21 protein-coding genes are annotated in these 24,146 nt (G+C 68.8%); 10 read left to right on the forward strand and 11 right to left on the reverse strand.

The window, feature by feature from the left end:
* The first annotated feature begins 100 nt into the window (after nucleotides 1-100).
* The 3 genes from AC1RIF_RS25310 to AC1RIF_RS25320 all read left to right on the forward strand — a co-directional run bounded on the left by AC1RIF_RS25310 (nucleotide 101) and on the right by AC1RIF_RS25320 (nucleotide 2,556).
* Entirely contained in the window at nucleotides 101-865 is a 765-nt protein-coding gene (locus tag AC1RIF_RS25310; RefSeq protein ID WP_492604129.1) for an 8-oxoguanine DNA glycosylase OGG fold protein, read from the forward strand.
* 183 nt (nucleotides 866-1,048) lie between these two features.
* The gene (locus tag AC1RIF_RS25315; RefSeq protein WP_492604130.1) at nucleotides 1,049-1,783 is read left to right on the forward strand and encodes an Ltp family lipoprotein; all 735 of its coding nucleotides are present in this window, start codon (nucleotides 1,049-1,051) and stop codon (nucleotides 1,781-1,783) included.
* 89 nt (nucleotides 1,784-1,872) lie between these two features.
* Nucleotides 1,873-2,556 carry an SIMPL domain-containing protein gene (locus AC1RIF_RS25320; RefSeq protein ID WP_492604131.1) on the forward strand — a complete coding sequence of 228 codons (684 nt, stop codon included), beginning with the start codon at nucleotides 1,873-1,875 and terminating at the stop codon, nucleotides 2,554-2,556.
* A gap of 54 nt (nucleotides 2,557-2,610) precedes the next feature.
* Here the strand turns inward: AC1RIF_RS25320 and AC1RIF_RS25325 are convergent, their stop codons facing one another.
* From AC1RIF_RS25325 to AC1RIF_RS25335, 3 genes are read right to left on the reverse strand one after another with little or no spacing between them, the layout of a single operon-like run.
* Nucleotides 2,611-2,988: a hypothetical protein gene (locus AC1RIF_RS25325; protein ID WP_492604132.1), complete on the reverse strand. Its 378-nt coding sequence runs from the start codon at nucleotides 2,986-2,988 to the stop codon at nucleotides 2,611-2,613.
* A 2-nt stretch (nucleotides 2,989-2,990) separates the two neighbouring features.
* Nucleotides 2,991-3,740, reverse strand: a complete 750-nt coding sequence (locus AC1RIF_RS25330) for a hypothetical protein (protein ID WP_492604133.1) — start codon at nucleotides 3,738-3,740, stop codon at nucleotides 2,991-2,993.
* Between the two features lie 34 nt (nucleotides 3,741-3,774).
* The gene (locus tag AC1RIF_RS25335) at nucleotides 3,775-4,068 is read right to left on the reverse strand and encodes a type VII secretion target (protein WP_492604134.1); all 294 of its coding nucleotides are present in this window, start codon (nucleotides 4,066-4,068) and stop codon (nucleotides 3,775-3,777) included.
* A gap of 359 nt (nucleotides 4,069-4,427) precedes the next feature.
* Between AC1RIF_RS25335 and AC1RIF_RS25340 the strand changes: the two genes are divergently transcribed.
* Nucleotides 4,428-4,832 carry a hypothetical protein gene (locus tag AC1RIF_RS25340; RefSeq protein ID WP_492604135.1) on the forward strand — a complete coding sequence of 135 codons (405 nt, stop codon included), beginning with the start codon at nucleotides 4,428-4,430 and terminating at the stop codon, nucleotides 4,830-4,832.
* A 3-nt stretch (nucleotides 4,833-4,835) separates the two neighbouring features.
* On the opposite strand, the gene recD is transcribed toward AC1RIF_RS25340, so the two are convergent.
* The 4 genes from recD to AC1RIF_RS25360 form a co-directional block, all read right to left on the reverse strand.
* Nucleotides 4,836-6,692: an exodeoxyribonuclease V subunit alpha gene (gene recD, locus AC1RIF_RS25345; protein WP_492604136.1), complete on the reverse strand. Its 1,857-nt coding sequence runs from the start codon at nucleotides 6,690-6,692 to the stop codon at nucleotides 4,836-4,838.
* Entirely contained in the window at nucleotides 6,689-9,997 is a 3,309-nt protein-coding gene (locus AC1RIF_RS25350; protein ID WP_492604137.1) for a UvrD-helicase domain-containing protein, read from the reverse strand. Before AC1RIF_RS25350 ends, recD begins: the two co-directional genes overlap by 4 nt.
* 20 nt (nucleotides 9,998-10,017) lie before the next feature.
* On the reverse strand, nucleotides 10,018-13,269 hold the full coding sequence (recC, locus tag AC1RIF_RS25355; protein WP_492604138.1) for an exodeoxyribonuclease V subunit gamma: 3,252 nt from the start codon (nucleotides 13,267-13,269) through the stop codon (nucleotides 10,018-10,020).
* Nucleotides 13,270-13,675: 406 nt separating this feature from the next.
* Nucleotides 13,676-15,157: an Ig-like domain-containing protein gene (locus AC1RIF_RS25360; protein ID WP_492604139.1), complete on the reverse strand. Its 1,482-nt coding sequence runs from the start codon at nucleotides 15,155-15,157 to the stop codon at nucleotides 13,676-13,678.
* 366 nt (nucleotides 15,158-15,523) lie between these two features.
* Between AC1RIF_RS25360 and AC1RIF_RS25365 the strand changes: the two genes are divergently transcribed.
* The 4 genes from AC1RIF_RS25365 (at nucleotide 15,524) to AC1RIF_RS25380 (ending at nucleotide 17,540) form a co-directional block, all read left to right on the forward strand.
* Nucleotides 15,524-15,826, forward strand: coding sequence for a type VII secretion target (locus tag AC1RIF_RS25365; RefSeq protein ID WP_492604140.1), 303 nt, complete (start codon nucleotides 15,524-15,526; stop codon nucleotides 15,824-15,826).
* Nucleotides 15,827-15,853: 27 nt separating this feature from the next.
* On the forward strand, nucleotides 15,854-16,567 hold the full coding sequence (locus AC1RIF_RS25370; protein ID WP_492604141.1) for a hypothetical protein: 714 nt from the start codon (nucleotides 15,854-15,856) through the stop codon (nucleotides 16,565-16,567).
* A 1-nt stretch (nucleotide 16,568) separates the two neighbouring features.
* On the forward strand, nucleotides 16,569-16,952 hold the full coding sequence (locus AC1RIF_RS25375; RefSeq protein ID WP_492604142.1) for a hypothetical protein: 384 nt from the start codon (nucleotides 16,569-16,571) through the stop codon (nucleotides 16,950-16,952).
* Nucleotides 16,953-17,303: 351 nt separating this feature from the next.
* Nucleotides 17,304-17,540 (forward strand): hypothetical protein, encoded by a 237-nt coding sequence (locus AC1RIF_RS25380; protein WP_492604143.1) that lies wholly within the window; start codon nucleotides 17,304-17,306, stop codon nucleotides 17,538-17,540.
* A 7-nt stretch (nucleotides 17,541-17,547) separates the two neighbouring features.
* On the opposite strand, the gene AC1RIF_RS25385 is transcribed toward AC1RIF_RS25380, so the two are convergent.
* From AC1RIF_RS25385 to AC1RIF_RS25395, 3 genes are read right to left on the reverse strand one after another with little or no spacing between them, the layout of a single operon-like run.
* Nucleotides 17,548-18,171, reverse strand: a complete 624-nt coding sequence (locus tag AC1RIF_RS25385; protein ID WP_492604144.1) for a LutC/YkgG family protein — start codon at nucleotides 18,169-18,171, stop codon at nucleotides 17,548-17,550.
* Nucleotides 18,168-19,682, reverse strand: a complete 1,515-nt coding sequence (locus AC1RIF_RS25390) for a LutB/LldF family L-lactate oxidation iron-sulfur protein (protein WP_492604145.1) — start codon at nucleotides 19,680-19,682, stop codon at nucleotides 18,168-18,170. The genes AC1RIF_RS25385 and AC1RIF_RS25390 overlap by 4 nt, the downstream gene beginning before the upstream one ends.
* A complete protein-coding gene (locus AC1RIF_RS25395; RefSeq protein ID WP_492604146.1) occupies nucleotides 19,679-20,434 on the reverse strand; it encodes a (Fe-S)-binding protein in 756 nt (251 codons plus the stop codon). The genes AC1RIF_RS25390 and AC1RIF_RS25395 overlap by 4 nt, the downstream gene beginning before the upstream one ends.
* 217 nt (nucleotides 20,435-20,651) lie before the next feature.
* On the opposite strand from AC1RIF_RS25395, the gene AC1RIF_RS25400 reads away from it, so the two are divergent.
* Both AC1RIF_RS25400 and AC1RIF_RS25405 read left to right on the forward strand, forming a co-directional pair.
* Nucleotides 20,652-22,319, forward strand: coding sequence for an L-lactate permease (locus AC1RIF_RS25400; RefSeq protein ID WP_492604147.1), 1,668 nt, complete (start codon nucleotides 20,652-20,654; stop codon nucleotides 22,317-22,319).
* A gap of 59 nt (nucleotides 22,320-22,378) precedes the next feature.
* Nucleotides 22,379-23,110 carry a FadR/GntR family transcriptional regulator gene (locus tag AC1RIF_RS25405; RefSeq protein ID WP_492604148.1) on the forward strand — a complete coding sequence of 244 codons (732 nt, stop codon included), beginning with the start codon at nucleotides 22,379-22,381 and terminating at the stop codon, nucleotides 23,108-23,110.
* Nucleotides 23,111-23,198: 88 nt separating this feature from the next.
* On the opposite strand, the gene AC1RIF_RS25410 is transcribed toward AC1RIF_RS25405, so the two are convergent.
* A complete protein-coding gene (locus AC1RIF_RS25410; protein WP_492604149.1) occupies nucleotides 23,199-24,017 on the reverse strand; it encodes a class I SAM-dependent methyltransferase in 819 nt (272 codons plus the stop codon).
* Between the last annotated feature and the right edge of the window lie 129 nt (nucleotides 24,018-24,146).

Here is a 24,146-nt window from a genome sequence, read left to right on the forward strand (position 1 = left end):
ATTCGCGATCGAGCCCTCATTGTCAACGGTATGCCCGGTTCCTCGGCGCTGCCACCGTGTCGTGCGCCGCGGCGTCGGTGGTTGGTGCGATCATCGCGGCATGCATCTGCTTGACGAGGGGTTCGAGCCGCCGGAGGCGTGCGTGCAGTGGTGTGCCGCCCGCGCCTATCCGCTCCATGTGCTGGACGACGGCGTCCAGGTGGACCTCAACTGGTGGAACCATCATCTCCGTGAGAGCAACCACGAGATCGTGCTTCACGGACGGGATCTGGACGGTCGGGTCGTCGACCGCGGGACCGCGATCGTGCAGCGCAACGACCTCCGGCTCGACAGCGAACTGTTCGACGCCGACCACAACGGACTGGGTCTGCTGTTCCTGTGCGCGGCGTGGCGCAGCGCCCACCGCGGCCGGCGCGCCACCCGGCGACTGCCCGACGTGTTCGACCCCTACACCCCGAAGGATCCCCTCCGGAAGATCAAGTTGATCTTCGACCACTGCGCCACCTCACGGACCCTGCCGCCCGCGTCCAGCAGCAACTGGTCCGGCTGGCCCGACACCCCAGGCGTCGGCGTGTCCCTCATGGCCGTCTACCTGTGGGCGGTCGGGGTGACGCGGGAGGGCATCCGGGCACAGATGATCGACCAGCACGGCGTGTCCACGCTGATCCACGAGGGCTGGCTCGAGGAGCCGTCGGTCAGCGGCTTCACACTCCGCCGCTACGACCGCTACCAGGAGCTGCTGCGCACGTGGTCGATCCAGGCCCGAACCCACCCCGAATTGATCGAGATGTGGCTGGTCCAACGGTGGAACGCCCGGGTCCAGGAGGCCCGCAGCGGCGCCCGCGCCGAGCCGACCCTGTTCTGACCAGCGTCGACATTCGGCCCTTGTGGAAAAACAACGACTGGTCAAACGGTATCGCTGATCGGTTGTGTCATTTGACTAGCTGCATGATCAACCGGACCTCGGAAAACTGATACGACACACGTCTGAATTGTGTGATAGTCGTCCAAACATCAACGGGGACGCAATCCGAACGAAGGAACAACCATGACTACACCTGCCGGGTGGCATCCAGACCCCGAAGGCTCCGGACAGCTGCGGTGGTGGGACGGACAACAGTGGACGTCGGCACTTCAGCCGCACACGACGGGCCCGACACCGTCCGGACATGCGCCGGAGGCGCCTGCAGGTGAATCCAAGCGCAAGAAGTGGCCGTGGCTCGTCGGCCTCGTCGTAGCGCTCATCGCCATTGTTGGTGTGGTCAATTCAACCGGTGAATCGTCTGATAATGCATCGAGCAGCCCGGCGAGCTCGACACAACCAACTACGGTCGAGAAGGCTCCGGCGACAACGAAGCCCACGACCTCGACTGAGGCTCCACTACCCCCGCCGCCCCCGGTAGCACAGGTGGCACCTGCCGAGACAGTGCCGCTAGCACCCCCCGTCACCGTCAAACCGGAGACAACCGCGCCGGCAAGGGCAGAATCCGGGATGACGGGTGGCCAGAGGAACGCTGTACGAGCGGCGAGAGATTATCTCGATTACACCGCCTTCTCGCGACAGGGCCTGATCGAACAGCTGGAATTCGAGGACTACTCGACTGCGGACGCGACTTTCGCCGTGGACTATGTGGCGCCCGATTGGAATGAACAGGCTGCAAAGTCCGCGGAAGCCTACCTCGACTACACGGCGTTCTCGCGCCAGGGCCTGATTGATCAGTTGATTTTTGAGGGGTATACGAGCGAACAGGCGCGTTACGGAGTCGACCAGACCGGAATCTAGCCTCCTGCACCATTTGATTCTTTGCAACAGTCCTCGGGATTCGGCCTCGAAGAGAAGCCCGGGCGAATGATCTCGTGGACACTGGTGGAATGCCCACCAATCCAGTCACGATCACAGTAACCGGACACGCCGAGCGCTCGTTCACGCCGAATCGGTGTGTAGTGCAGCTGAACATCGCGTTCGACGGCGCCACCCGCGCGGAGGCCGCCGACCCTGCCGCGAAGTCCGCGGCGGCGCTGGTCGAGCTGGTCCGCGAGCTCGAGGACGATTCGACGCGTCCACTCCGGCGGTGGTCGATCGATCAGGTCCAGCACACGCGGTATCGGCCGTATCACCCGCAGGGCAAGAAGCTGCCGTGGAACTACCGGTCGACGGCCTCCGGTTCGGTGACCTTCCGCGATTTGGACGCGGTCGCGGCTTTCGTCGACAGCGCGTCCGCGATCGAGGGGGTCGACGTCGGGCAGCTGCAGTGGACACTCACCCGGAAGGCTCACGCCCAGGCCCTGACCCGGGTGCGCGATCTCGCCGTCCGCGACGCGCTCGCCAAGGCGAAGGGGTACACCCGGAGCCTGGGCTGCAAGCGCATCGAGGCGGTGGCCCTCGCCGACCCGGGCATGCTGAACGCGGGGCCGCGACCCGACTTCAGCGCGCCGGCCGTGCGGATGATGGCGGCATCGGCTCCCGTCCAGGACACCGAACGATCAGCAATCGAGCTCACGCCGGAGAGCCTCCGCCTCGCCGCCGACGTCGAGGTCCGGTTCGAGGCTTTCTGAGGGCGTTCGGAACTGCGTGGCAGACAACCAGCCACACGGACGCCGGTCCTGTGTTCACCAGTCGGTGCCCAGGATCGACGGTCGGTCGTCGAAATACTCGTCGTCACCGTCCGCGGGGGCATCGGCGATCGAGGCAACGTACTCCTCGTCGATCCGGCGCTGCCCCTGCGCTGCAAGGGCTTCCATCTCTTCGTCGGTCAACTGGGACAACTCGCAGAGTGCTCCGACAACCAGCGGATTGACGACGCCCGAGAAGGTGGTCGAGTCGACGACGTCGCGCAGACTCGTCCGTCCCGCGAGGACCTCGGTCACCATCTGTTTGAAGGCCGGATCGGGTGTGGCATCCGACAGAGTCCGTAGCGACTTCCTCAGTCGCAGGGCCATCGCCGGGTCTTGCTCGAGCGAGGGAAGCAACGGACGCTCATCAGCCACCGTCACACCCCACTGCGATCGTAGGCAGCGCCGGGCAGGGCCGGGAGCTTCGTATCGTTGATGGCGCCCATGTAGCCGGCGACCAGGCCGGTCACAGCCTGCGCACCCTGAAAAGCCTTGTTGAGCACGTCGATGATCTTCTGGATCGTTTGGAAGACCTTCCACCCGGTGGCTAGTGCCACGGCCCAGGCACTCGCGGTGATGATCGCGCCGACTCCGGTTGCCGCTGCAAACGTCGAGGCCCCTGCCGCGGCCAACTCGATCAAGAACTGGATCATCAGATCCGTGGCAATCGCCAACAATCCCTTGATGGACTGTGAGAACTCGTACATGCCTAGTGCCACAGTCTCCAGTTCGGCACCCATCGAATTGATCGCGTGCTGCTGAGAATCGACGGCGCGGACCAACTCGTCGAAGTAGCCGGCGGCCGAATCTGCCGCCTCTCCCTCCCAGGACTTTGTAGCGGTGCTCGTCGCCGACGACAGCGCCTCTGACATCAACACGTTGAAGTCGCCGACGGACTTCACCGCACGACCGGCCTCCTGCACGGCCGCCCAGTCACCGGCGACCGAATCCGCGATCGTGTCGATCGGGTTCTGCTCCACTCCGATCATTCCGAGTGCTCCCATGACGGGCGCGGTCAGCCAATAGGTCGGGCTGAGATAGGAACCGCTGAGCGCGTTCTCGAGCGGATCCGGTATCGGATCCTCCGCCACCGGTTTCTGCAACGCACTGCGTGGATCGTCAGTCATAGGGCCCCCAGTTCGAAACGTTCTTCAGTGGCGCTCAGTACACGCGGTCCAATGCGGCGGCGTTTGTCGAATCAGTCGCCCGGTACTGCTCCGCGGTGCGGGCGATCTCCTCACCCGACAGGGCGACCAGGCGCCCGATCGCGGCGGCATTGTCCATCAAAAGCGCCCGAACGGCGGTGACCGTGGGTGCAACCGACAGGAAGATCCGACCATCAGCCATCCCGATCGACAAGTGCTCTTCCAGATAGGCCGTGGCCTCCGACACCTGCTCGGCGAGGTCCCCCAGCCTGGCAGCGAAGTCATCCAGTGCATTCGGATCGACCAGCACCGCATCCCCCAATCTCTGGCCGGAGCCCCTCCCCGGGCGCCGATCACGTTGGCAACGTACCAGTGAGGCCGGGAAGACTTGCATTGGGCCGCGATCGGAGGCTATGCATACCGATCGTGGCTCCCTCAACGACGGACCAGGTCGTCTTCCCTCTGCGTGAAGGGTCTGACGGCGAACTCGGCCGATGGAAGGATCATGCTCAGGCACGGAAGCTGATGCGCTTCGTCGCGGTAGTGATGCCCGAACTCTGTGTGGCGCATGGTGAGCCGGGTACATGGTCTAAGCGTTTCCGGTGCTACTCACGGCCCAGGACCGACTTCGATCGCAGGTCACGGCGCTCGCAACTACTGCACGATTTCGTGTTCACCTCGGACCGACTCTTCCGACAGGTGGACCGCCTGGCGACAGCCTACTCGACCACCGTCACGACATATGGCTGCGCCGCATGCCGACGCTGGCTCCGCCTACGACGCGCCCGGTCCGCAGCGCTGCTCGTGGTTACCCTGCTCCTGCTCATCGCCGTGCCGATGGCACTGGCCGAGTCCGCACAAGAAGGTCTCGTAGCCCTTTCCCTCTTCGCGGGGCTTGGCATTCTGGTGGTCACCGCCGCGTCCGCGCGATGGATCCATGCGTTCGCCCGGGCGTCAGTCAGCGAGGACGGCACCCGTCTGGTCATCGACGGCCCCCACCCCGGCTATGCGCGCGCCGCCATGATGTTGGGCGCCGAACGACACCCGCGCGTCGAACGCGCCGAGGAGCACTAGGACTCAGCCCCGCCGCAGCCCACTCGCCCGCAGGACCCGCCGCCGCACGCCGGCGCGGACGGCGTCCTCGGTGCCGACGATCCGCACGTGGGTGCGGGCGCGGGTGATGGCGGTGTAGAGCAGCTCTCGGGTGAGCAGCGACGACTCCTCGCCCGGCAGGATCACCGAGACCACGTCGTACTGGCTGCCCTGGCTGCGGTGGATGGTCATCGCATAGACCGTCTGCACCGACGCGAGATGACTCAGGTGCACCAGATACGGGTCCTCACCGCGGGCGAAGGCCGCCACGAGTTCACCGTCGCCGCCGGCCACGACAACGCCGGTGTCGCCGTTGTAGATCCGCATCTCGTGGTCGTTCGCGGTCACCATCAGCGGCTGCCCCGCGTACCAGCGTTCCGGATCCAGCCGGCTTCCCGTGGCCTCGCCGATCCACGTCATCGCGTTGCGCGCCCACCACGACGCCCCGAACGGTCCCTCGCGATGCGCGCACAGCAGCCGGTGCTGCTCCGACGCCCGCACCGCGGCGGCCGCGTCACCGGCCAGGGCGGCGGCCGTCACCTCCGCCGACGTCGACACCACATCGGCGCGCAGCGCGGCCAGCTCCTCGGCGTCGACGAACGACACGTCCGGCTCGCCGCTGCGCAGGATCTCCAGCACGCGGTCCTCGTCGCCGTCGCGCACCGCGACCGCCAGTTGCGCGATCGCGCCACCGAACCGCCGTCCACGGCTGAGCCGAATCACGCCGCCGCGCAGGCGGTCCCGCTCGGACACACTGAGCGCCGCCTCGTCGGGATCGTCGGACGCCGACAGGTCCGCGCCGACGACGCGCCCCAGCACCGGGTTCGCGGCCCCGGCCACCGGGCGGGCCACCAGGTCGGCGAGCACGGCACCGGCGTCGACGGAGGTCAACTGGTCCGGGTCGCCGACCAGGACCAGTCGCGCCTCGGGCCGCACGGCCTCGAGCAGCCGGCACATCATGGTGAGCGACACCATCGACGTCTCGTCCACCACGATCACGTCGTAGGGCAGATGGTTGGTCTCGTTGTGCCGGAACCTACTGGTCCCCCGCTGCCAGCCGAGCATGCGGTGCAGCGTCATCGCCGGGAGTTCGGCCTGCAGCCCGACGGCCTTGACCTGATCGCTCACCGACTCCTGCAAGCGCGCCGCCGCCTTGCCGGTGGGCGCCGCCAGCCCGATCCGCAGGCCGGGCTGCTGGCGCTCGAGCAGCGCGAGCACCCGGGCGACGGTGTGCGTCTTGCCGGTGCCGGGGCCACCGGCGATCACCGACGTCCAGTGTGTGGCGGCGACGGCCGCCGCGATCCGCTGCCGGTCCGGCGCGGCCGAGGGCCTGGAGCTGTCTTGGTGGTCGCGGAACAGTTCGTCGAGCCCGGCGCGCAGCAGGTCCTCGTCGACCGGCGGATAGCTGTGGGCGCGTTCGTCGAGGATGCGCCGCACGGTCTGCTCCTGCCGGAAGTACCGGTCCAGGTACAGCAGGCTGCCCTCGTCGGATTCGACGAGTCGCAGCGGACGCAGCGGTCCGGCGTCCCCGCCGATCACCAGCGGGCTCGACCGCAGCCCGTCCATCACGACGGTGTCGTCGGGCCACGGCAGTGCCGCCGGATCCACCTCGAACTTCTCGTCGACCGTCACCTCACGAAGCCGGCCGAGGTCCAGGCACACCGAGCCCGACCGCACGGCCCGCACCGCGAGCGCGGTCGCCAGGTGCACCGGCTCGCTGGTCTCGCCGCCGAGCATCGCAAGCCGCAGCGCGACGTGCACGTCGGCGGCCTCGAGCACCCCGGCCTCGTTGAACTCGCGCAGCACACCCTTGCCGCGCTGCGCGACCCGCGCCTCGATCATGCGTCCCCCTCACGATCGGTGATGCCGGCCAACAGATCCGACAGCTCCACCACCAGCGCGGCCGGCGGATCCCAGTCGAACACCCCGGCGCCGTCCGGCGTGTCGGGGCCGACCATGCCGCGCACGAACAGGTACTGCACACCCCCGAGATGCGTCGCCGGGTCGTAGCCGGGCAGCCGCCACCGCAGATACCGGTGCAGCGCAACCGCATACAGCAGCGCCTGCAACGGATAGTGCGAGCGCATCATCTCCCCCGCCATGGCGTCGCGGGTGAAGTCGGCGGTGGTCAGTTCCCCCGGCGCGATGCGGTTGGTCTTGTAGTCGACCACCACGAATCTGGGCCCGACAGCACCGGTGAGCCGCAGCACCGCGTCGATGCTGCCGGTGAGATAGCCGCGCAGCGGGGTGGGCTCGAGCGTCGCGAGCCGGTCCGCGTAGGGGGCCAGCACGTCGTCGGCGGGCAGGTGCGCGCGCAGCAGCGCGGCGATCCGGTGCAGCGTCACCGCGATCGACGCGGGATCGTCGCCGCCGGCGAGCGGCAGCTCGAAGTCCAGCTCCGGCAGCCGGTCCGAGGGCGTGACGTCGGCGAGGGTGCCGCCCCCGGCGAGCGGGGTGCGCAACACCGGCAGCAGCGCGGCCGCCAGCGCGTCGGGCTCCACCTGCGACATCCGGGCCGCGACCGCCTCGCGGCAGTGCCGTCGGAGCTCGGCCTCGAGGTCGCCGCTGGCGGTGTCGACGTGTTCGAGGATCTCGTGGACCAGGGTGCCGAACACCGCGCCGTAGGGCATCCCGTTCATGGTCGACGGGATGCCCGCCACGGGCGCGGCCGCGACGAGCGCCGGCTCCTCCGGTTCGTCCTCGATCTCGGGTTCCTCGGCCTCGCTGGTGACGCCGGGATGCTCGTGCGCGGACGCGGTGAGCGCCGAGTACGACGTGCGCCGCCACCCGGCGTCGAGCACCCGATCGAACACCGCGGCCTTCAGCTCGCCCGTCTCCTCCTGCGGCGGCGTCCACGACACCTCCGGGACCGGGTCGGCGCCGACGGCCTCCACCTCGATCGTCACCGGCGCGGTCTCGGCCCACCGCGTGAGCTGCTGCGCCACAACGGGATCCTCGGGCACCGCAACCTTCTGCGGGACGTCGCCCTCTCCCGGTTCGCGGCCGAACAGCATCCGGTGCAGCGGCGCCTCGGTGGTGGAGTAGGCCGGCGCCCACCACAGCACCAGCTGGCACTGGGCGCGGGTGAGCGCGACATACAGCAGCCGCAGGTCCTCGCCCGCGGCCTCGGCGTCGCGGCGGCGCCGCCGGTCGCCGTAGCCGGGGCTGCCCTCGCCGCCGATGTCGAGGATTCGCCGGCCCTCGTCGTCGTGCAGCAGCAGCCGATTGGGGTCGGAGAACCGTCCGGTGCTCCACCCGAACGGCACGTACACGATCGGGTATTCGAGCCCCTTGCTGGCGTGGACGGTCGCGATCTGCACGGCCGCGGCGTCGCTGTCGAGGCGTCGGCTGCGGTCGCCGCCACCGGACTTGGGGTCCTTGATCCGGTCGATCAGCCAGCCGGTGAGCGCGGTCAGGCCGAGGGATTCGTCGACCGCGACGGCGCCCAGCAGTTGCCCGATGTGCCGCAGGTCCGTCAGGGTGCGCTCCCCCGACGCGATGGTCAGCAGCCGGGCCTCGAGACCGGACTCGGCGGCCAGCCGTTCGAACAGCGCCGCGAACCCGGACTGCGCGAACACCGCCGACAGCTCCCGCAGCTGCCCGCCGACGCGGGCGACCAGTTCGTCGCTGCGGGTGTCGATCTGTTCGGCCGTCCACCCGAGCAGCGGGGTGAGCGCGGCCAGGCGCACCCGATCGGGGCGATGCGGCTGCTCCAGCGCCTGCAGCACCTGCAGCCAGTGCTGCGCAGCGGGCGTCTCGAACACGCTGGTGCCACCGGCCAGTACCGACGGCACCCCGGCCCGGTCGAGGGCCTCGCGGACCAGCGCGATCTGCGCGTTGGTGCCGGCGAGGATCGCGATGTCCCCCGGTTCCACCGGCCGCGCCGCGCCGTTCAGGTCGAGCGTGGCGTCGCTGTCGAGCAGCCGCACGATGTCGGCGGCCACGTCGGCGGCGACGCGTGTGCGGAGCGCCCCGACCGCGGGGTAGCCCGAATTGTTGAGCCGTCCGGCCCCGGCCCGGCACAGGTACCGCAGACGCAGCGGCGCGGCGCCGTGCAGCCGGGTGCCCGCCTTCGCCGCCGACACCGGATGCACGACGATGTCGTGGTGCCCGAGGGCCGCACCGCCGTGCAGATGCCCCAGCGCGGCAACCAGTTCCGCGTCGCTGCGCCAGTTGGTGGTGAGCTCCTGGCGGCTGCCCGCCGCCCCGACAGCGTCGAGGTAGCTGAGCACCTCGGCACCGCGGAACGCGTAGATGGCCTGCTTGGGGTCGCCGACCAGCACCAGCGTCGAGTGCCTGTGGAACGCGGACCGCAGAATCCCCCACTGCTGCGGATCGGTGTCCTGGAACTCGTCGACGAGCACGACCCGGTAGCGCTCACGTACCCGCCGGCACGCCGCCGCCCCGTGCTCGGGGTCGGTCAGGACACCGTGCAGCAGCGCGGGCAGGTCGTCGAAGTCGCGGATCCCGGCCAACCGCTTGCGTCGCTGCGCCTCACGCCGGACGGCGGACGCGAACGCGACGGCGTCCCCGGCGCGGCCACCGTCGGTGTCCTCGGGGGCGAGCGTGGACTGCGGGTCGAAGATCGCGGCCCGCGCGGCGGCGCGCGCCTCCGACGGCCGCAGCGTCGGCGAGTCGGACCGCGCGAAGCGCTGCAGGAACAGGTCCGCGATCACCTCGGAGACCAGGTCCTCGGCCTCCTCGACCAGCACCGCATCCGGATCGCGCTCCCCGGCGATACCGAGGCCGTCGAGCATCCGCTGGCAGAAGCTGTGGGTGGTGACGATGGTGCCGGCGTCGAAGTCGGACAGCGCCTGCAGCAGCCGTCGGCGCCGGGCCGCCACCACAGTGTCGTCGACGCCCGCGAGATGCGCGACCAGTGGGTCGCGACTTTCGCGGGCCGCGGCAGCGTCCGCCAATCCCGCTGCGGCCGAGGCGAACCGCTCCCGAGTCCGCTCGCGGAGTTCCTTCGTGGCCGCACGACTGAACGTCACCAGCAGCAGCTGCGACAGGTCGATGCCCTCCTCGGCGACGAACCGGGCGGCGAGCCCCACGATGGCGTAGGTCTTGCCGGTGCCGGCGCTGGCCTCGAGCACGGTAGTGCCGGTGGGCAGCGGGGCGAAGAGGTCGAACGCGGTGTCGGTCATCGTCGGGACGGTTCCAGCGGTCACGGCTCTCCCAGGGTCTCGGCCGCGAGCAGCGGGCCCCACAGCACGGCGGCCTCGGTGCCGAAGCAGGTCGGTTCGTACGCACCGGGCGGCGCCTGCTGTTCGGTGAGCACCGCCAGGCTCGCGCCGGACCCGTGCACGAACTGGACGTGGCGGTCCTTGCCGTCACCGAAGTCGCCGCCCCACGCGCGCTCGGCCGCTGCCAGCGCCATCTCGATCGACCGGCCCCGGAAGCGCTGGTCCGCGTAGGCCGCCGACGCACCCAGGGTCACGGGCAACGGTGCGACCAGGCCCCGGTCACGCATCGCGACCAACCGCACCAGGATCTCCGCCGGGTTCTCCGGCGCCGCGAGCGACGACCGCATGACGGGGGTGCGGCCGCTGCCGCGTCCGGTGGTGACCGCGGTGAGCACCTCGTCCCGTCCCGTCGCCGCGACCGCCAGCAGCCGCACCCACGCGCCGATCCGATGCTTGGGCGCCAGCCGGGAGAACGTGGTCCGGGCGAGCACGTCGCCGTACAGCCCGTCGACGGTGCCGACGAGCCGACGCCCGCCGAGGTCGACGTCGATGTCGACGGCCTCCGAGCGTCCGGTGTACACCGGCCCGGCGGCCCGGGCCAGGGAGTCGACCGTCCACTCGATCTCCGACAGCGCGGTGTCGCCGAGCTTCGCCGGCGGCAGGGTGCCGCGCCGCCACTCCGCGGCCCGGAACGCAGCCGGATCGATGCCCGCCAGCCGCGCGGCGAGCATACGTTCACCGATCCCCCACCGCGCCAACGGATCCAGCTCGAGGTCGAGCGCGTCGGCGACGTCTTCGTCGAGGTCGGGCACCCGGAACCCGAGCCGCTGGCGGAGGAATCCCTGGATCGGATTCTCCAGGAACGAGATCAGCTCGGCAAGGTTCACGAACCCCGGTTCGGGCGGGGCCAACGGCGCGGGCAGGAAGTCGGGCAGCGGCCGCGGTGGCTGCTGCGCGGCCCGGGCCCCGGCCAGCGCGGCGCGGTCGAAGCTCCGCGGTCGGTCCGGATCGAAGTTGCGGGGATCGAACGGCTGCAGGGGATGCCGCGTGACGGTGTCCGCTCCCGTCATCGCCGCGAGCACGTCCCGCAGCTCGCTCAGCGGCACGGCAGGCGGGCGCGGGGTGCCGTTGACCGGGTCGGCGCCGGTGTAGAACAACAGCAGACGCTCGGTCGCCGACATGATCGCGTCGAGCAACAGCTGCCGGTCCTCGCTGCGCGGATCCCGCTCCCCGAGCAGCGGATCGCGGGCGAGCACGTCGTCGCCGTCGATGTTGGTGCCGCGCGGGAACACGTCGTCGTCGAGCCCGAGCAGCACCACCACCCGGTGCGGCACCGACCGCATCGGCACCATCGTGCAGACGGTCAGCTCTCCGGTGCGGAAGTTGGCGCGGGTGGGCCGGCCGGCCAGTCGGGAGCGCAACATCGCGCGGACGTCGGCGAGCCGCAGCTGCGCGTCACCCCCGTGCTCGACGGCGGCGGCCAGCTCCCGTCGGGCCTGCCCGAGCTGCCAGGCGTCCGCCTCCGCCACGTCGACCAGCAGGTCCAGCGCCCGGCCCAGCGCCGCCGACCACTGCTCCCCGGACTGCGGACCGACCAGCCCGCGCAGCGCGACGTCGAGCCGGTCGACGTACTCGGCGAGCCGTCCGGTGAGGTCGATGTCGTTGCTCTCGACGTCGTCGAGAGGCAGTGCGAGCGACAGCCATTCGTCGTCGACGTCGTCGGCCGCGGCGCCCAGCAGGATGCGGTCGAGTGCCGCCTTGAGGGTGTTCTGCTCGAAGTCGGCCAGCCCGAAGGTGCCGCGTTCGCGGCGACCGATACCCCAACGGGCGCCGGCCGCGGTGGTCCATTCACGCATCCGCTCGAGATCGTCGTCGTCGAACGAGAACCGCCGGCGCACCGGCGCCGTCGCGGCGAGGTCGAGGACCTCACTGACGGTCACCCGGGAATCGGCGAGGTCCAGCAGCGTCGCGACGACACCGAGGACCGGGTTGGTCTGGTGCAACGCCCGGTCCGCGAGCCGCACCCGCAGGCGGTGGCCCGGATGGCCGAGCTGCCCCTGCACGCCCTGCCCGAACGCGGCCCGCACCAGCGGCGCGTAGGTCTCGACGTCGGGGCACATGACGAGCACATCGCGGGGCTCGAGCGTCGGGTCGTTCTGGAACAGGTGCAGCAGACGTTCACGCAGCGCCTCGACCTGGCGGGCGGGCCCGTGGCAGGCGTGGATCTCGACGGTGTCGTCCGGCGCCCACTCGGAGGGCTGACGGTCGGCCGCGATGTCCGACCGGAGCCGGCCGAGCAGCGTCTCCGACCGGCGCGGCCCGGGATGGTGGACGTCGACCATGTCGCAGGCGCCCAGCCGGGACTGCAGTTCCCGCACGTCGCGGGCGAGGCTGGCGAGCAGGGGATGCTCCACCTCGAGGGCGCGCCGATCGTCCGCGCGACGGATCGGCGGATCGGCATCGGCCATCGCACCCCACATCTCGAGGCTGGGATGCGGGACCCACAGGTGCACATCGCGATTCGCGCCGATTGCGGAGAGCACCGCGATCTGGTCCGTGCCGAGACGGGTGGGACCGAACAGCGACAGGCGCTCGGGCAGGTCCAGCAGTGCCGGTTCGGTGCGCAACCGCGCGCACGCGTCGTCGAGTCGCTCGGCCGGACCGGGACTGCCGATGCGCTCGCGCAGCCGACGCCACAACTGCGGCTGCCACCGCAGGTCGTCGTCCAAGGGGTCGGTGCCGTCGATGTCGCGGCCGGCGGCCCAGTCGACGAGCATCGTGGGACGCTGCGCACCGTAGGACCGGAACAGCTCGGCCAGGTGTGCGGCGGTGCCGTAGCGGCGCCCCGCACGGTGGTCGTCGCTGCCGTGACCGAGGTGTCGGGCCAGCACCGTGCACCAGGATTCGTCCACGCAGTCGTCGATGACGGCCAGCAGCGTCCACAGCATCCGTGACGGATGCCACGGGTCGCTGTCGATGTCGTGGCCGATGGCCGTGGCCAGCGCCCCGTCCACCAGTCGCGTCGGGGACGGGAAGTCGATGTTGGCCGCGATCCCGTCGCCGTCCACCGCACCGAGGACGCGCGAGAGCCGCTGGGTGAGCCACCGCTCGACGCCCTTCGCGGGCACCGCGACCACCTCGCGCTGGAACGGGTCCGCGAGCGGCGTGACCAGCACGTCGGCGAGCGCGGACGCGAGTGTTCCAGCGCTCTCCGCGCGGTGCAGCGTCAGCAAATTTCGTACCCCCTCCGGCGTCCCCACACCGTGTCGTCGGGTCAATTCCAGAGCCTAGGAGTATCACACGCTCCGGACATCCGAGCCTATCCGGACGGCCGGCACGAGTGGTCCCGCACCGTTCCGGCCGAAAGCGGTCCGCGGTGCACTTCGGTTTTGTACAGAACCGCCTCCGGCGGAAGCGACTGTCCCCATCCGAGGCAGAAGGACGCCCATTGGACCGCTCGTTCTGTCCACTGAAATCTCACAGCCCAATGGACGCTTCCGCTGAATACCTTGTTCGTCGCCGCCGCGGGATCGGTGATCGCCGCCCCGATGCTGAGATTCGCATGACGCCGATGGGGTCTGTTCCCGGGCCGTTGCCGGCCGGGAACAGACCCCATCGTCGGTGACTGTGCGCTGCTTGCTAGTTGCCGGATCCGAAGCCGCCGAGGGAGCCGAGGCTGCCGGTTCCGCCGGGCTCGCCCGGTCCGCCGGGTCCGGGGTCTTCGCCGGGTGCCACGATCACCGATACCTGGTCGGACGAGGCGTTGACGGTGCCCTGGCCCGAGTACTCGGCGGTGATTGTCCGCTGGCCGTCCGTAGCCGGGGTCCACGCGGTCGTGGCAGTCCCGTCGGATCCGACCTGGCCGGTACCGATGACGGTGCCGCCGTCCTTGAAGGTCACGGTGCCGCCGGCGTTGGCGGGGCTGACCTTCGCAGTCAGCGTGGTGGCCTGGCCGACGGTAGCGCCGACGACCGCGTCGAGGGTGGTGGTCGAGTCGGTGGTGGAGGCAGGCGCCTCGGCGACGTTGACCTGCCCGGTAGTGGTCGACCCCGTGACGCCGTCACGGCCGGTGAACGTAGCGGTGAGGGTGTGCGCGCCGGCTACCGTGGGCACCCACTGGTAGGTGACCTTCCCGTCGTTGCCGACCGGCAGTGTCGCCAGTGACGTGACGCCGTCACGGAGTTCGATGCTGCCACCTGGCGCGGTCGGGGTGACCGTGGCGGTGACAGTGGAGGCACGGCCGACCTGGGCGCCGGTGACCGGTGCGAGGGCGATCGTGGAGGTCACGTTCTGCTCGGCGACCTCCACGGTGATCGACGACGACTGGGAAGCGGTGGCGAACGCGTTCTCGGCGAAGTACGCAGCGACGGCGTGGCTGCCCCGAACGGTGGGGGTCCAGTCGAGGGTCGCGGTTCCGGCGGCGTCGAGGGTGCCGTGGCCGATTGTGGTTGCGCCGTCGCGGAACTCGACACTGTCGCCCGGTGCGCCGCCGGTGACGGTGGCGGTCAGGGTGCTCGCCACTCCGACGCGAGCGCCGGCGACGGGAGCGAGGGTTGTCGTGGTGCCGGTCTTGGCCATCGTGATCGACGGGCCCTTGGTGCCGTAGTTGCCGCTGCCGAGCGATCCGCCGTAGTCCATGCCGGTGGCCAGGGCGATATTGCGGGCGCAGTTCTGGCCGACCTTGTAACTGACGCTGAACTCCGGTGAAGCGTGGAAGCCCGGACGATTCTGGACCACCCACGAAGTGACGCCCCAGGAGGCGCGAACGTAGCCGGTCCCGTTGCCCTCGTCTGCCACGACCCCGTCGGTATTCGTCGGGGATCCGCCCATCTTGGCCGAACCCGGAACGTAGGTCAGGCACGACGGGTGCCGGTCCTTGACGTTGTAGATGAACTCGTCGACCCAGTTGGTCCGGTCGAACTTGGTCGTCACGGTGATCGTGTCGCCGACCGCGGGGGTCGTGTTGCTGACGGTGCGGGTGAAACGGGAGCTTCCGTCGTCCCAGGTGATCGACCCGGGGGCTGCGCCGGCGACACCTGCGCCGAGGATGGCGAACGCACCGATCGCCAGTGTCGTTGCCGCGCCGACGGCGATGCCACGCGTCATCGCTCGTGATGTCATGTGTTTCCTTTGCTCGCTGGTGTCGCGACCGTCGACATCGAGGTCGCAGCGTTGGTTGAGTGGCCCTGTGCTGGGTATCGGAGCGGTCGGGGCTGCGCTTCGACAGACTGCGGATCGATTCACACAGATCTCCGTTCGATCAAGCACATTCCGGCAGCATATGACTGCAGGACCCCAGCGAATGAAGCGCCCGTGCGCGAACCGAATCACGCACGGGCACCTTTATACAGACAATCGTCCAATTGGCGCGGGGCTTTCGCGGACCGGACGGCCGAGGACCGGAGAAACCGCAGGTTCGTGCCTCTCATCGACTCCGACAACCAACTTGCTACGCTCCCCCGTGACACCAGTAGCCAGGGGGGCGAGATGTCAGAACTGTTTGTCGAGCCGGACGATGTCGACGCATTCGCGAAACATGTGGCGGACCTGAGTGCGCAAGCAGATGCCGCGCGCCAGTACTCCGAGAAGTGGACCGCAATCGGGTACAGCGAGGGCCGCATGTTCGTGCCGGTCGTCGAAAAACTGAGCGGATTGCACGATGTGCTGTCGGAGAACTTTCGCCGCATGACCCAACTCTCTGCGGACGCAGCGAACGAACTGGCACGCGCCGCTGCCATGTATCGGACGAGCGAAGGTGCGTCGCGCGATCGGATCGACTCCACCTACTGAGCTCGATCACCTTGGGGGAAAGAAAGAATGACGACGACGATCGACCTGAAGGACCCTGTCGCGAACGATCCCGTTCCGGACCTCGTCGAGAACATTCTCGGCGCCGCGCAGTACATGAGCCCCTCCTACTGGATCAACGAAGCGGCGAAGCTGGTCTGCGGTACCGACCCGATGGCGTGGATCGCGGCGCAATTCGCAGGCGATTGGGAGGCGGTTCAGAAGGCAGGTCTCAGCATCGCCGTTCTGGGCGAGTTCAATGCGGAATACTCTCGCCAGATCGACCAGGAGGTCGCGGGCATACCGAGCTTCTGGAGAGGTCAGGCTGCGGACGGCGCGTCAACATACTTCACCGACTACGCGGCCACAATCCAGAGCCAATCACACGACTTCACGCAGATCGGTGAGCAGATTCACCAGATCGCGGTCGGTATGTACGAGACCGCGAATGCAGTCAAAGGACTGTGGCAGATGCTCTTCGATTGGCTGATCACAATCGGCGTGACCCTGGCAGCGGCCGCCGCTACCAGTTGGACGGGCGTAGGTGGCCTTGTCGGCGGCGCCGCCGTGCTCGCGGAGATCGCCGCAGCCACTGCGATCTGGCGTCAGGCCGTCGATATCACCGGCAAGGCGTGGGATGGCGCACAGGGCTCGATCGGGCTGATCACCGGCTTGATGGCCGGACTCGAGAACATCTCGATCCACGAGCTTCCGCAAACCGCGTACGACCATCCCGGGACGTGAGATGACGACCGACAATCAATCCCAGAATCTCGCTGGTGGAGACGCCGGCGTCGCGCAACACCTGGCGAATTCCCTCCGAGCCCTGAAGCAGCACAGTCCCGATCCGGAGTTCTCCCGGCTCGTCGACGACGTGCTCGGCGGGCGTCTGCAGTTACGCGATGTAGTCGGTTCCGACGTCTTCGCTCGTGTCCTCGACCCGTTGGTCGAGCGGTCTGTTGCGCACTACCGCGCACTCGAGGACGACGAGAAGGCCGACCTCGAGAAGGAGGGCAAGCGTCAACTGTCCCAGTTGGAAATGTCGAGCCCGCCAGCCGAATCTCCCGCACCGGGTGAGCCAGCAGACGACTTCCCCACCTCGACCCGGATTCTGTCCTCGGAGTGGTGATCGATGTCAGCCTCCCCCGAACCCTCCATCGAGTTGAGAACGGTCCCAGTTGACGGCCTCGATCGGCAACACGCGCTGGCGACGTTCCTGCCCGATATATGCGTCGAGCATGGCCGGCCCGCTACGACCACCGCGACGGCTTGGATCCGTCCGAGCCGGAGGCTCACAGCCGACGTTCCCAAGGACGTCTCGTCCTATCTTCCAGGAGGATTCGGCCCGTTCTGGACAGGCGTCGCGAACGCATGGAAGCGCCTCCAGACCGAAACGGTCGTACGTACGGAGTGGCCACTGTGTTCTCGCTGCGCCGCTCGCCGGTCCCGCAGTCTGCGAGGTTCGGCGGGATTGGCCGCGGTGGCGGCGGTTCTGATCATCCTCGCTGTCGGCTTCGGTCTGGCCGGTATCGAAGGTGCGCTGCTCATCGCCGCGTTCCTGGGCGGACTTCTCGCCCTGCCCGCCTCGATTGTAGTGCTTCACGCGGGCCGGCCGGAGAAACTCCTGCACGCCATGGCGACCACCGACGGCTCCGCCGTGATCGTGACCGACCCGCACCCCGCTTTCGTGGCGGCGGTGCGGGCCGGCCAACGGTGAGCACTGCTCAGTCGACGATCACCACATGCAGATTCCGCGGCCCGTGGACGCCCTCTACGCGCTCGAGTTCGATGTCGGAGGTGGCCGACGGCCCACTGATCATGGTGGTGGGACGCTCGGGCACCAAGCGCGCCATGGCCTCGGGGACGCCCACCTCGATGCTGTCGACGGTCACGACACACACGTGCAAGTCGGGCACCAGGGTCAGTGCGCGACGACCCTGGTCGGGGCGGGCGTCGAGGAAGATGGTGCCGGTCTCGGTGCACGACACGGCCGACGCGGTGACGACACCGTCCAGATCCCCGAGGTCGGGCGCCGGAATGTCCACGGAGTCGACGACGATGTCCCCGTCGAACCGCGACAGCCACGAATCGTCCAGTCCGGCAGGCACACCGACACGTCGGGCACCGACGTCACGCAGAACCCGGGCCAGCATCTCGGGCAACTCCGCCGCTCCGCTGCGGTGCACGACTGCCTTGTAGTCGACCAGCCGATCCACCAGCAACTCGACGCGTTCGGCGTCGGGCATGGTGCGCCCCGTGCGGTATGCACGCGGAATCTCCTGTGGGACAGGCGGGGCGAGCGTCAGCGCGTCCCGGATGCGCCCCATGATCACGTCACGCGAACTCATCGCTGACCGTCCTTCCGTGCATCCGAGATCGCGGCGCGACCCTCGGCCGAGTCCCACCACTGCCGGAACGTCTGCTTCGGCGGTGCCGGGATGTCGCGGGCGGCGGTCCATCCGCTCAACGGGGGCGGCAGCGTCGAGATCTTGCCCTTCTTGCCGGCCATCACCCGGCCCAGGCCGGCGGCCTTCTGGGCCAATGTGAATCGCTTCGCCGACGACATCACCACGGACGCCGCCTTCATCGCGGCCGCCTCGGCGCCGAACCGGGACTGCTCCACCTTCTGGTGCCGCAGTTCCACCAGCAGGGACGGGATGTCGATCTTGACGGGGCAGGCGTCGAAGCACGCGCCGCACAGGCTCGATGCGAACGGCAGCGTCGAGTTGGGGTCGTCCTTGCCGTCCATCCCGGCGAGCTGCGGGGTGAGGACCGCACCGATCGGACCGGGATACGTGGAGCCGTAGGCGTGGCCGCCGGTGCGCTCGTAGACCGGGCACACGTTGAGGCACGCCGAGCACCGGATGCAGTTGAGGGCCTGACGGCCGATGCTGTCGGCGAGCGCGGCGGTGCGGCCGTTGTCGAGCAGCACCAGGTGGAAGTCCTGCGGCCCGTCGTCGGGGCTGACGCCCGTCCACATCGACGTGTACGGGTTCATCCGCTCACCGGTGGACGAACGCGGCAGCAGCTGCAGGAACACCTCGAGGTCCCGGTAGGTGGGGACCACCTTCTCGATGCCCATCACGGTGATCAGCGTCTGCGGCATCGTCAGGCACATCCGCCCGTTGCCCTCGGATTCGACGACGCCGAGGGTGCCGGTCTCGGCGACGCCGAAGTTGGCGCCCGAGATCGCGACCGGGACGGTCATGAACTTGCGCCGCAGGAACTTCCGGGCTGCGGCGGCGAGATGCTTGGGGTCGTCGTCGAGCGCGGGATCGACGTCGGCCATCTCGCGCAAGAAAATCTCCCGGATCTCCGCGCGGTTGCGGTGGATCGCCGGGACGAGGATGTGCGACGGCTTGTCGTGGCCGAGCTGGACGATCAGCTCGGCCAGGTCGGTCTCGTACGCGTGGATGCCGTTCGCCTCGAGATGCTCGTTGAGCTCGATCTCCTGCGTGGCCATCGACTTGACCTTGATGACCTCGTCGGAGCCGGTCTCCCGGACCAGGCGGGTGACGATCTCGTTGGCCTCGTTCGCGTCGGCCGCCCAGTGCACGGTCCCGCCGCGCGCGGTCACGGCCGCCTCGAGCTGCACGAGCAGCTCGGGCAGCCGGTTCATCACGTCGGTCTTGATCGCGGAGCCGGCGTCGCGCAGATCCTCCCAGTCGGGCAGCTCGCCGGTCACGTTCAGCCGCTTGGCACGAATGGTGTGGGTGGCCTTGCCGATGTTGCTGCGCAGCTGCGTGTTGGCCAGCTCGTGGTGCGCGGCCGCCGGGAACTTTTCGGTGCCGCGCAGGAACCCGACACCCTTGGGGGCGCGGGGCGGGAACGCCGGCAGCCCGAGCGCAACGCCACTCATGCGGACACCTCCACATCCGACTCGACGGAGGCGAGGATCTCCGCGAGATGCACCGTCCGGGCACCCATCTGCAGCCGCGACATGCCGCCGCCGATGTGCATCAGGCACGACGAGTCGCTGGCGCAACAGTATTCGGCGCCGGTGTCACCGATGTTGCGAATCTTGTCGGCGAGCATCGCCGTCGACGTCTCGGCATTCTTGATCGCGAATGTGCCGCCGAACCCGCAGCAGGAATCGGCCTCGGGCAGCTCCACGAGGTCGATCTCGCGGACGGCCCGCAACAGTTGCAGCGGCTTGTCGCCGACACCGAGCATCCGCAGCGAGTGACAGGTCGGGTGGTAGGTCACCCGGTGCGGGTAGTACGCGCCGACGTCGGTGACACCCAGGACGTCGACCAGCAGCTCGGACAGCTCGTAGGTCTTGGCCTTCACGGTGTCGACCCGACCGCACAGCCCCGCGCTCCCGTAGCGGGAGGCCACGATCTCGTGCTGGTGGCGGACCGAGCCGACGCAGGAGCCGGACGGCGCGACGACGGCGTCGATCGAGGCGTCGCCGAACGTGTCGGCGTAGTTCTCGACGAGCGGCAGCGCGTCGGGCTGGTAGCCCGTGTTGACGTGCATCTGCCCGCAGCACGTCTGCGCGGGAGGGAACACGACTTCGTGCCCCAACCGCGTCAGCAGCAGGGCGGTGGCGCGGGGGGCATTCGGGAACATCGTGTCCCCCATGCACGTGGCGAAAATCGCGATTCGCATGCGGATCTCCGGAATCGTCCGACGGTGTGGTCTGACCACAGTAACCCATGGTCAACGGCTCGACACACCGGAGACAGAGTTCTGCACCAACTTTCGTTCAGGCCGCGAATGTGATCGGGGTCATGGTGTACGGTCCCTGTGGTCTGACCACATAGCGGTCACGAGTACGGCCTTCCCCCAGAGTCGCCGACACCCCGGCGCGAACCAGGAGTTACATGTGGAAACCGAGCTTCTCGCGGTGACCTTCACCCCCGCGACCGACGCCGTCGGCGGCAGCCTCACCGCCTCGGCGCTGGTCGGCCTCATCCCGCTGGCCACCTTCTTCGTACTGTTGGCCGGATTCAAACTCAAAGCCTGGTACGCCGGACTCGGCGCGCTCGCGGTCGCCGCACTGGTCGCGATGATCGGCTTCGACATGCCGGCGTCGCTGACCGGGCTGTCGGCCCTCCAGGGCATCGCCTTCGGCCTGTTCCCGGTGATGTGGATCGTCGTCACCGCGATCTGGTTCTACGAACTGACCGTCGTCAGCGGCCGGTTCGAGGATCTGCGCCGGGTGTTCAACTCGATCGGTCGCGGCGACATGCGCGTGCAGGCCATGCTGATCGCCTTCTGCTTCGGCGGCATGCTCGAGGCGCTCGCCGGATTCGGCGCTCCCGTCGCGATCACGGGCGCGATGCTGATCGCGCTCGGCATGCCCCCGATCCGCGCCGCCGTCACCGTCCTGGTCGCCAACACCGCTCCGGTCGCCTTCGGCGCCATGGCGATTCCGATCACCACCGCCGGCAACCTCACCGACATCCCGGCCACCGAGATCGCCGCCGTCGTCGGACGCCAGACCCCGATCCTCGCGCTGTTCGTGCCGCTGCTGCTGCTGTTCCTGGTCGACGGCCGCCGCGGCATGAAGCAGGCCTGGCCGATCGCACTCGTCACCGGCGCCGTGTTCGCGCTGGCCCAGTTCTGGTGCTCGAGCCACTTCTCGTACGAGCTCACCGACGTCGTCGCCTCGCTCGCCGGGCTGGCCGCCGCGGTGATCATGCTGCAGTTCTGGGGACCGAAGACCCCCGAGGATCAGCGCTCACACGTCCAGGCCGAGCGCCTCGGGCCGTCGCGCGTGTTCCTGTCCCTGTTCCCGTATCTCCTCGTGGTGGTCGTGTTCGGCATCGCGAAGCTGTGGACGGCGGGCGTCGACATCCCGGCGTGGCTGGCGCGCACCGACCAGTTGGTGGAGTGGCCCGGCCTGTACGGCAATCTCCTCACCGGCACGGGCGACCCGGCGTCGAGCGCGGTCTACACGTTCTCGTGGTTGTCGAATCCCGGCACGCTGCTGTTGATCTGCGGCATCATCGTCACCGTCGTCTACGCGCTGTGGACCGACAACGGCCGCTTCACCCTCACCCCGCGCGCGTCCGTCGCCACGTTCGGCGTGACGCTGGTGAAGATGCGACTCGCGATCGCCACCGTCGCAACCGTCCTCGGCCTGAGCTACGTGATGAACCAGTCCGGCCAGACCGTCTCGATCGGCACCTGGCTGGCGGGGACGGGCGCGATCTTCGCTCTCTTCTCCCCGATCCTCGGCTGGCTCGGCACCGCGGTCACCGGATCCGACACGTCCGCGAACGCGCTGTTCGCGAAGCTGCAGCAGACCGCCGGCCAGACTGCCGGCATCGATCCGACGCTGCTCGTGGCCGCCAACACCTCCGGTGGTGTGGTCGGCAAGCTGGTGAGCCCGCAGAACCTGACCATCGCCGCGACCGCGGTCGGCCAGGTCGGCAGCGAACCGATCCTGCTGCGGAAGGTCATCGGCTACAGCCTCGGCATGCTCGCCATCCTGTGCGTGCTGGTCTACCTGCAGTCCACCCCGGTCCTGAGCTGGATGCTGCCGTGACGGCCCACATGACACCAGCAACTCGGACGACCCGGGCACTACGCCTAGGCTGACCTGTCATGTCCTCCGAGTTCTCCACCAGCGACCTGACGATCGCGTCGCACCCGCGCGCCTGGGAGCACGTGCTCAGCAAGGTCGAGGAGATGATGGTCTCCGGAGAGCTCCTGCCCGGTCAGCGTCTCCCGGGCGAACGCACCCTCGCCGCCGATCTCGGCGTCGGGCGGTCGTCCGTCCGGGAGGCGCTCCGCGTGATGGAGGCCCTCGGTCTGCTCAAGGCACAGACCGGGTCCGGCCCGAACGCCGGCGCCATGATCGTCGCCCGCCCGACCGGCGGGATGACGATGCTGATGCGAATGCAGGTGGCGGCGCACGGATTCCCTGTCTCCGATGTCGTGCAGACCCGTCTCGTGCTCGAGTCCGAGGTGATGCGCACGCTCGCACGGCAGGACTCGGCGGATCTGACACCGGCGGTGGAACTGCTCGACTCGATGGACGCGCCGACGCTGACCGCCGACGAGTTCCTCGTCCTCGACGCCCAGTTCCACGTGGCGATGGCCGATGCCGCCGGCAACCAGGTGATCGCCGCGATGATGGCCGGACTCCGCGCGTCGATCGAGTCGTACGTCGTCGGCGGCGTGGACGTCGCCGCGTGGCCCACGACGTGCACCCGACTGCGGCACGAGCACCGCGGCCTGGTCGACGCCGTCACCGCCGGTGACGCCGCGCTCGCCGAACGGCGGATCGTCGACCACATCCGCGGCTACTACGAGGGCGTGCGCGGGGGCGACTGAGCGTGCGATCCACCCGTGCCGAACCCCGACCTGGCGCGTGTCTCGCGAAGCGCCGGTCCCGACGAAAACACCCCGGATGCGCTGGCGGTCAGCCCCGCTGCCCCCACACCGACATCATCCCTGTCGCGAGATCGATGAAGGTCGGGTCGTCGAGCAGCGCCATGGCTGCGTCGAACTCGTCGTCGTCGAGGTGGCCCGCAGAAACGATCACTTCGCGCAGCTGACCGCAGCTCAGCCGAAAGAAGTCTGCCGTCGGGCTGCCGCCACGAACCTGGGGCACGTGCGCATCGATGCCGATGTTCACGATCCCGTGCTCGGCGAGGACTGCCGGATAGTTGCGCGCACAGTTCATATCCGTGCCCATCGACCGATGGAGCGCGTCCACGAACCCCGCCATCAGCCTGCGATAGAGGTCACTGGAAGAGGTGGCACTGAGCGGGTCGATACCCTCGCTCAACAGGATCCAGCCACCCGGCGCCAACCACGACACCGCACGCCCGATGACCTCTTCCCGCTCGGAGAGGTGCTGGAGGACCAAGCGCGCATGGATCACATCGAAACTTCCGGGCGGGAACTCCGCCGTGGTGATATCCGCTTCCATCACCTCGAGGTTCTCGCGGGCATTCGGATCCAGAAGAGCAGTACTGCGATCGAGAGCGATGACGTGTCCCGAAGCGGCACGATCGGCAAGGGAGGCGGCGACCGTGCCTGTGCCCGCGCCGATATCCAAGCACCGCGAGTCAGGCCGAATGGGCAGCGTGTCGAGCCGCGCGAACGAGATCTCATCGAGTGAACGGGTGAGCGCGTCCAGGCGATCACGCTCGTCACTGCGCTCATGAGCGAAAACCTCGTCGCCGTACCGACCGTTGAGCGTTCTCGTATCCACCATCGAAACCCCGACCTCCATACTCGAATCTGACGAACCGACGATAGGGCGCCACGTCGATCAAACGGCCGTTTGACACGCTGCAACCTGCTCGATCGGCGAGAACAGAAGCAGTGCAGTATCATCCACCTTTCCACGCCGCGTGATCGA

The sequence above is a fragment of the Prescottella sp. GW823-FHT02E09 genome (genome assembly GCF_058797375.1).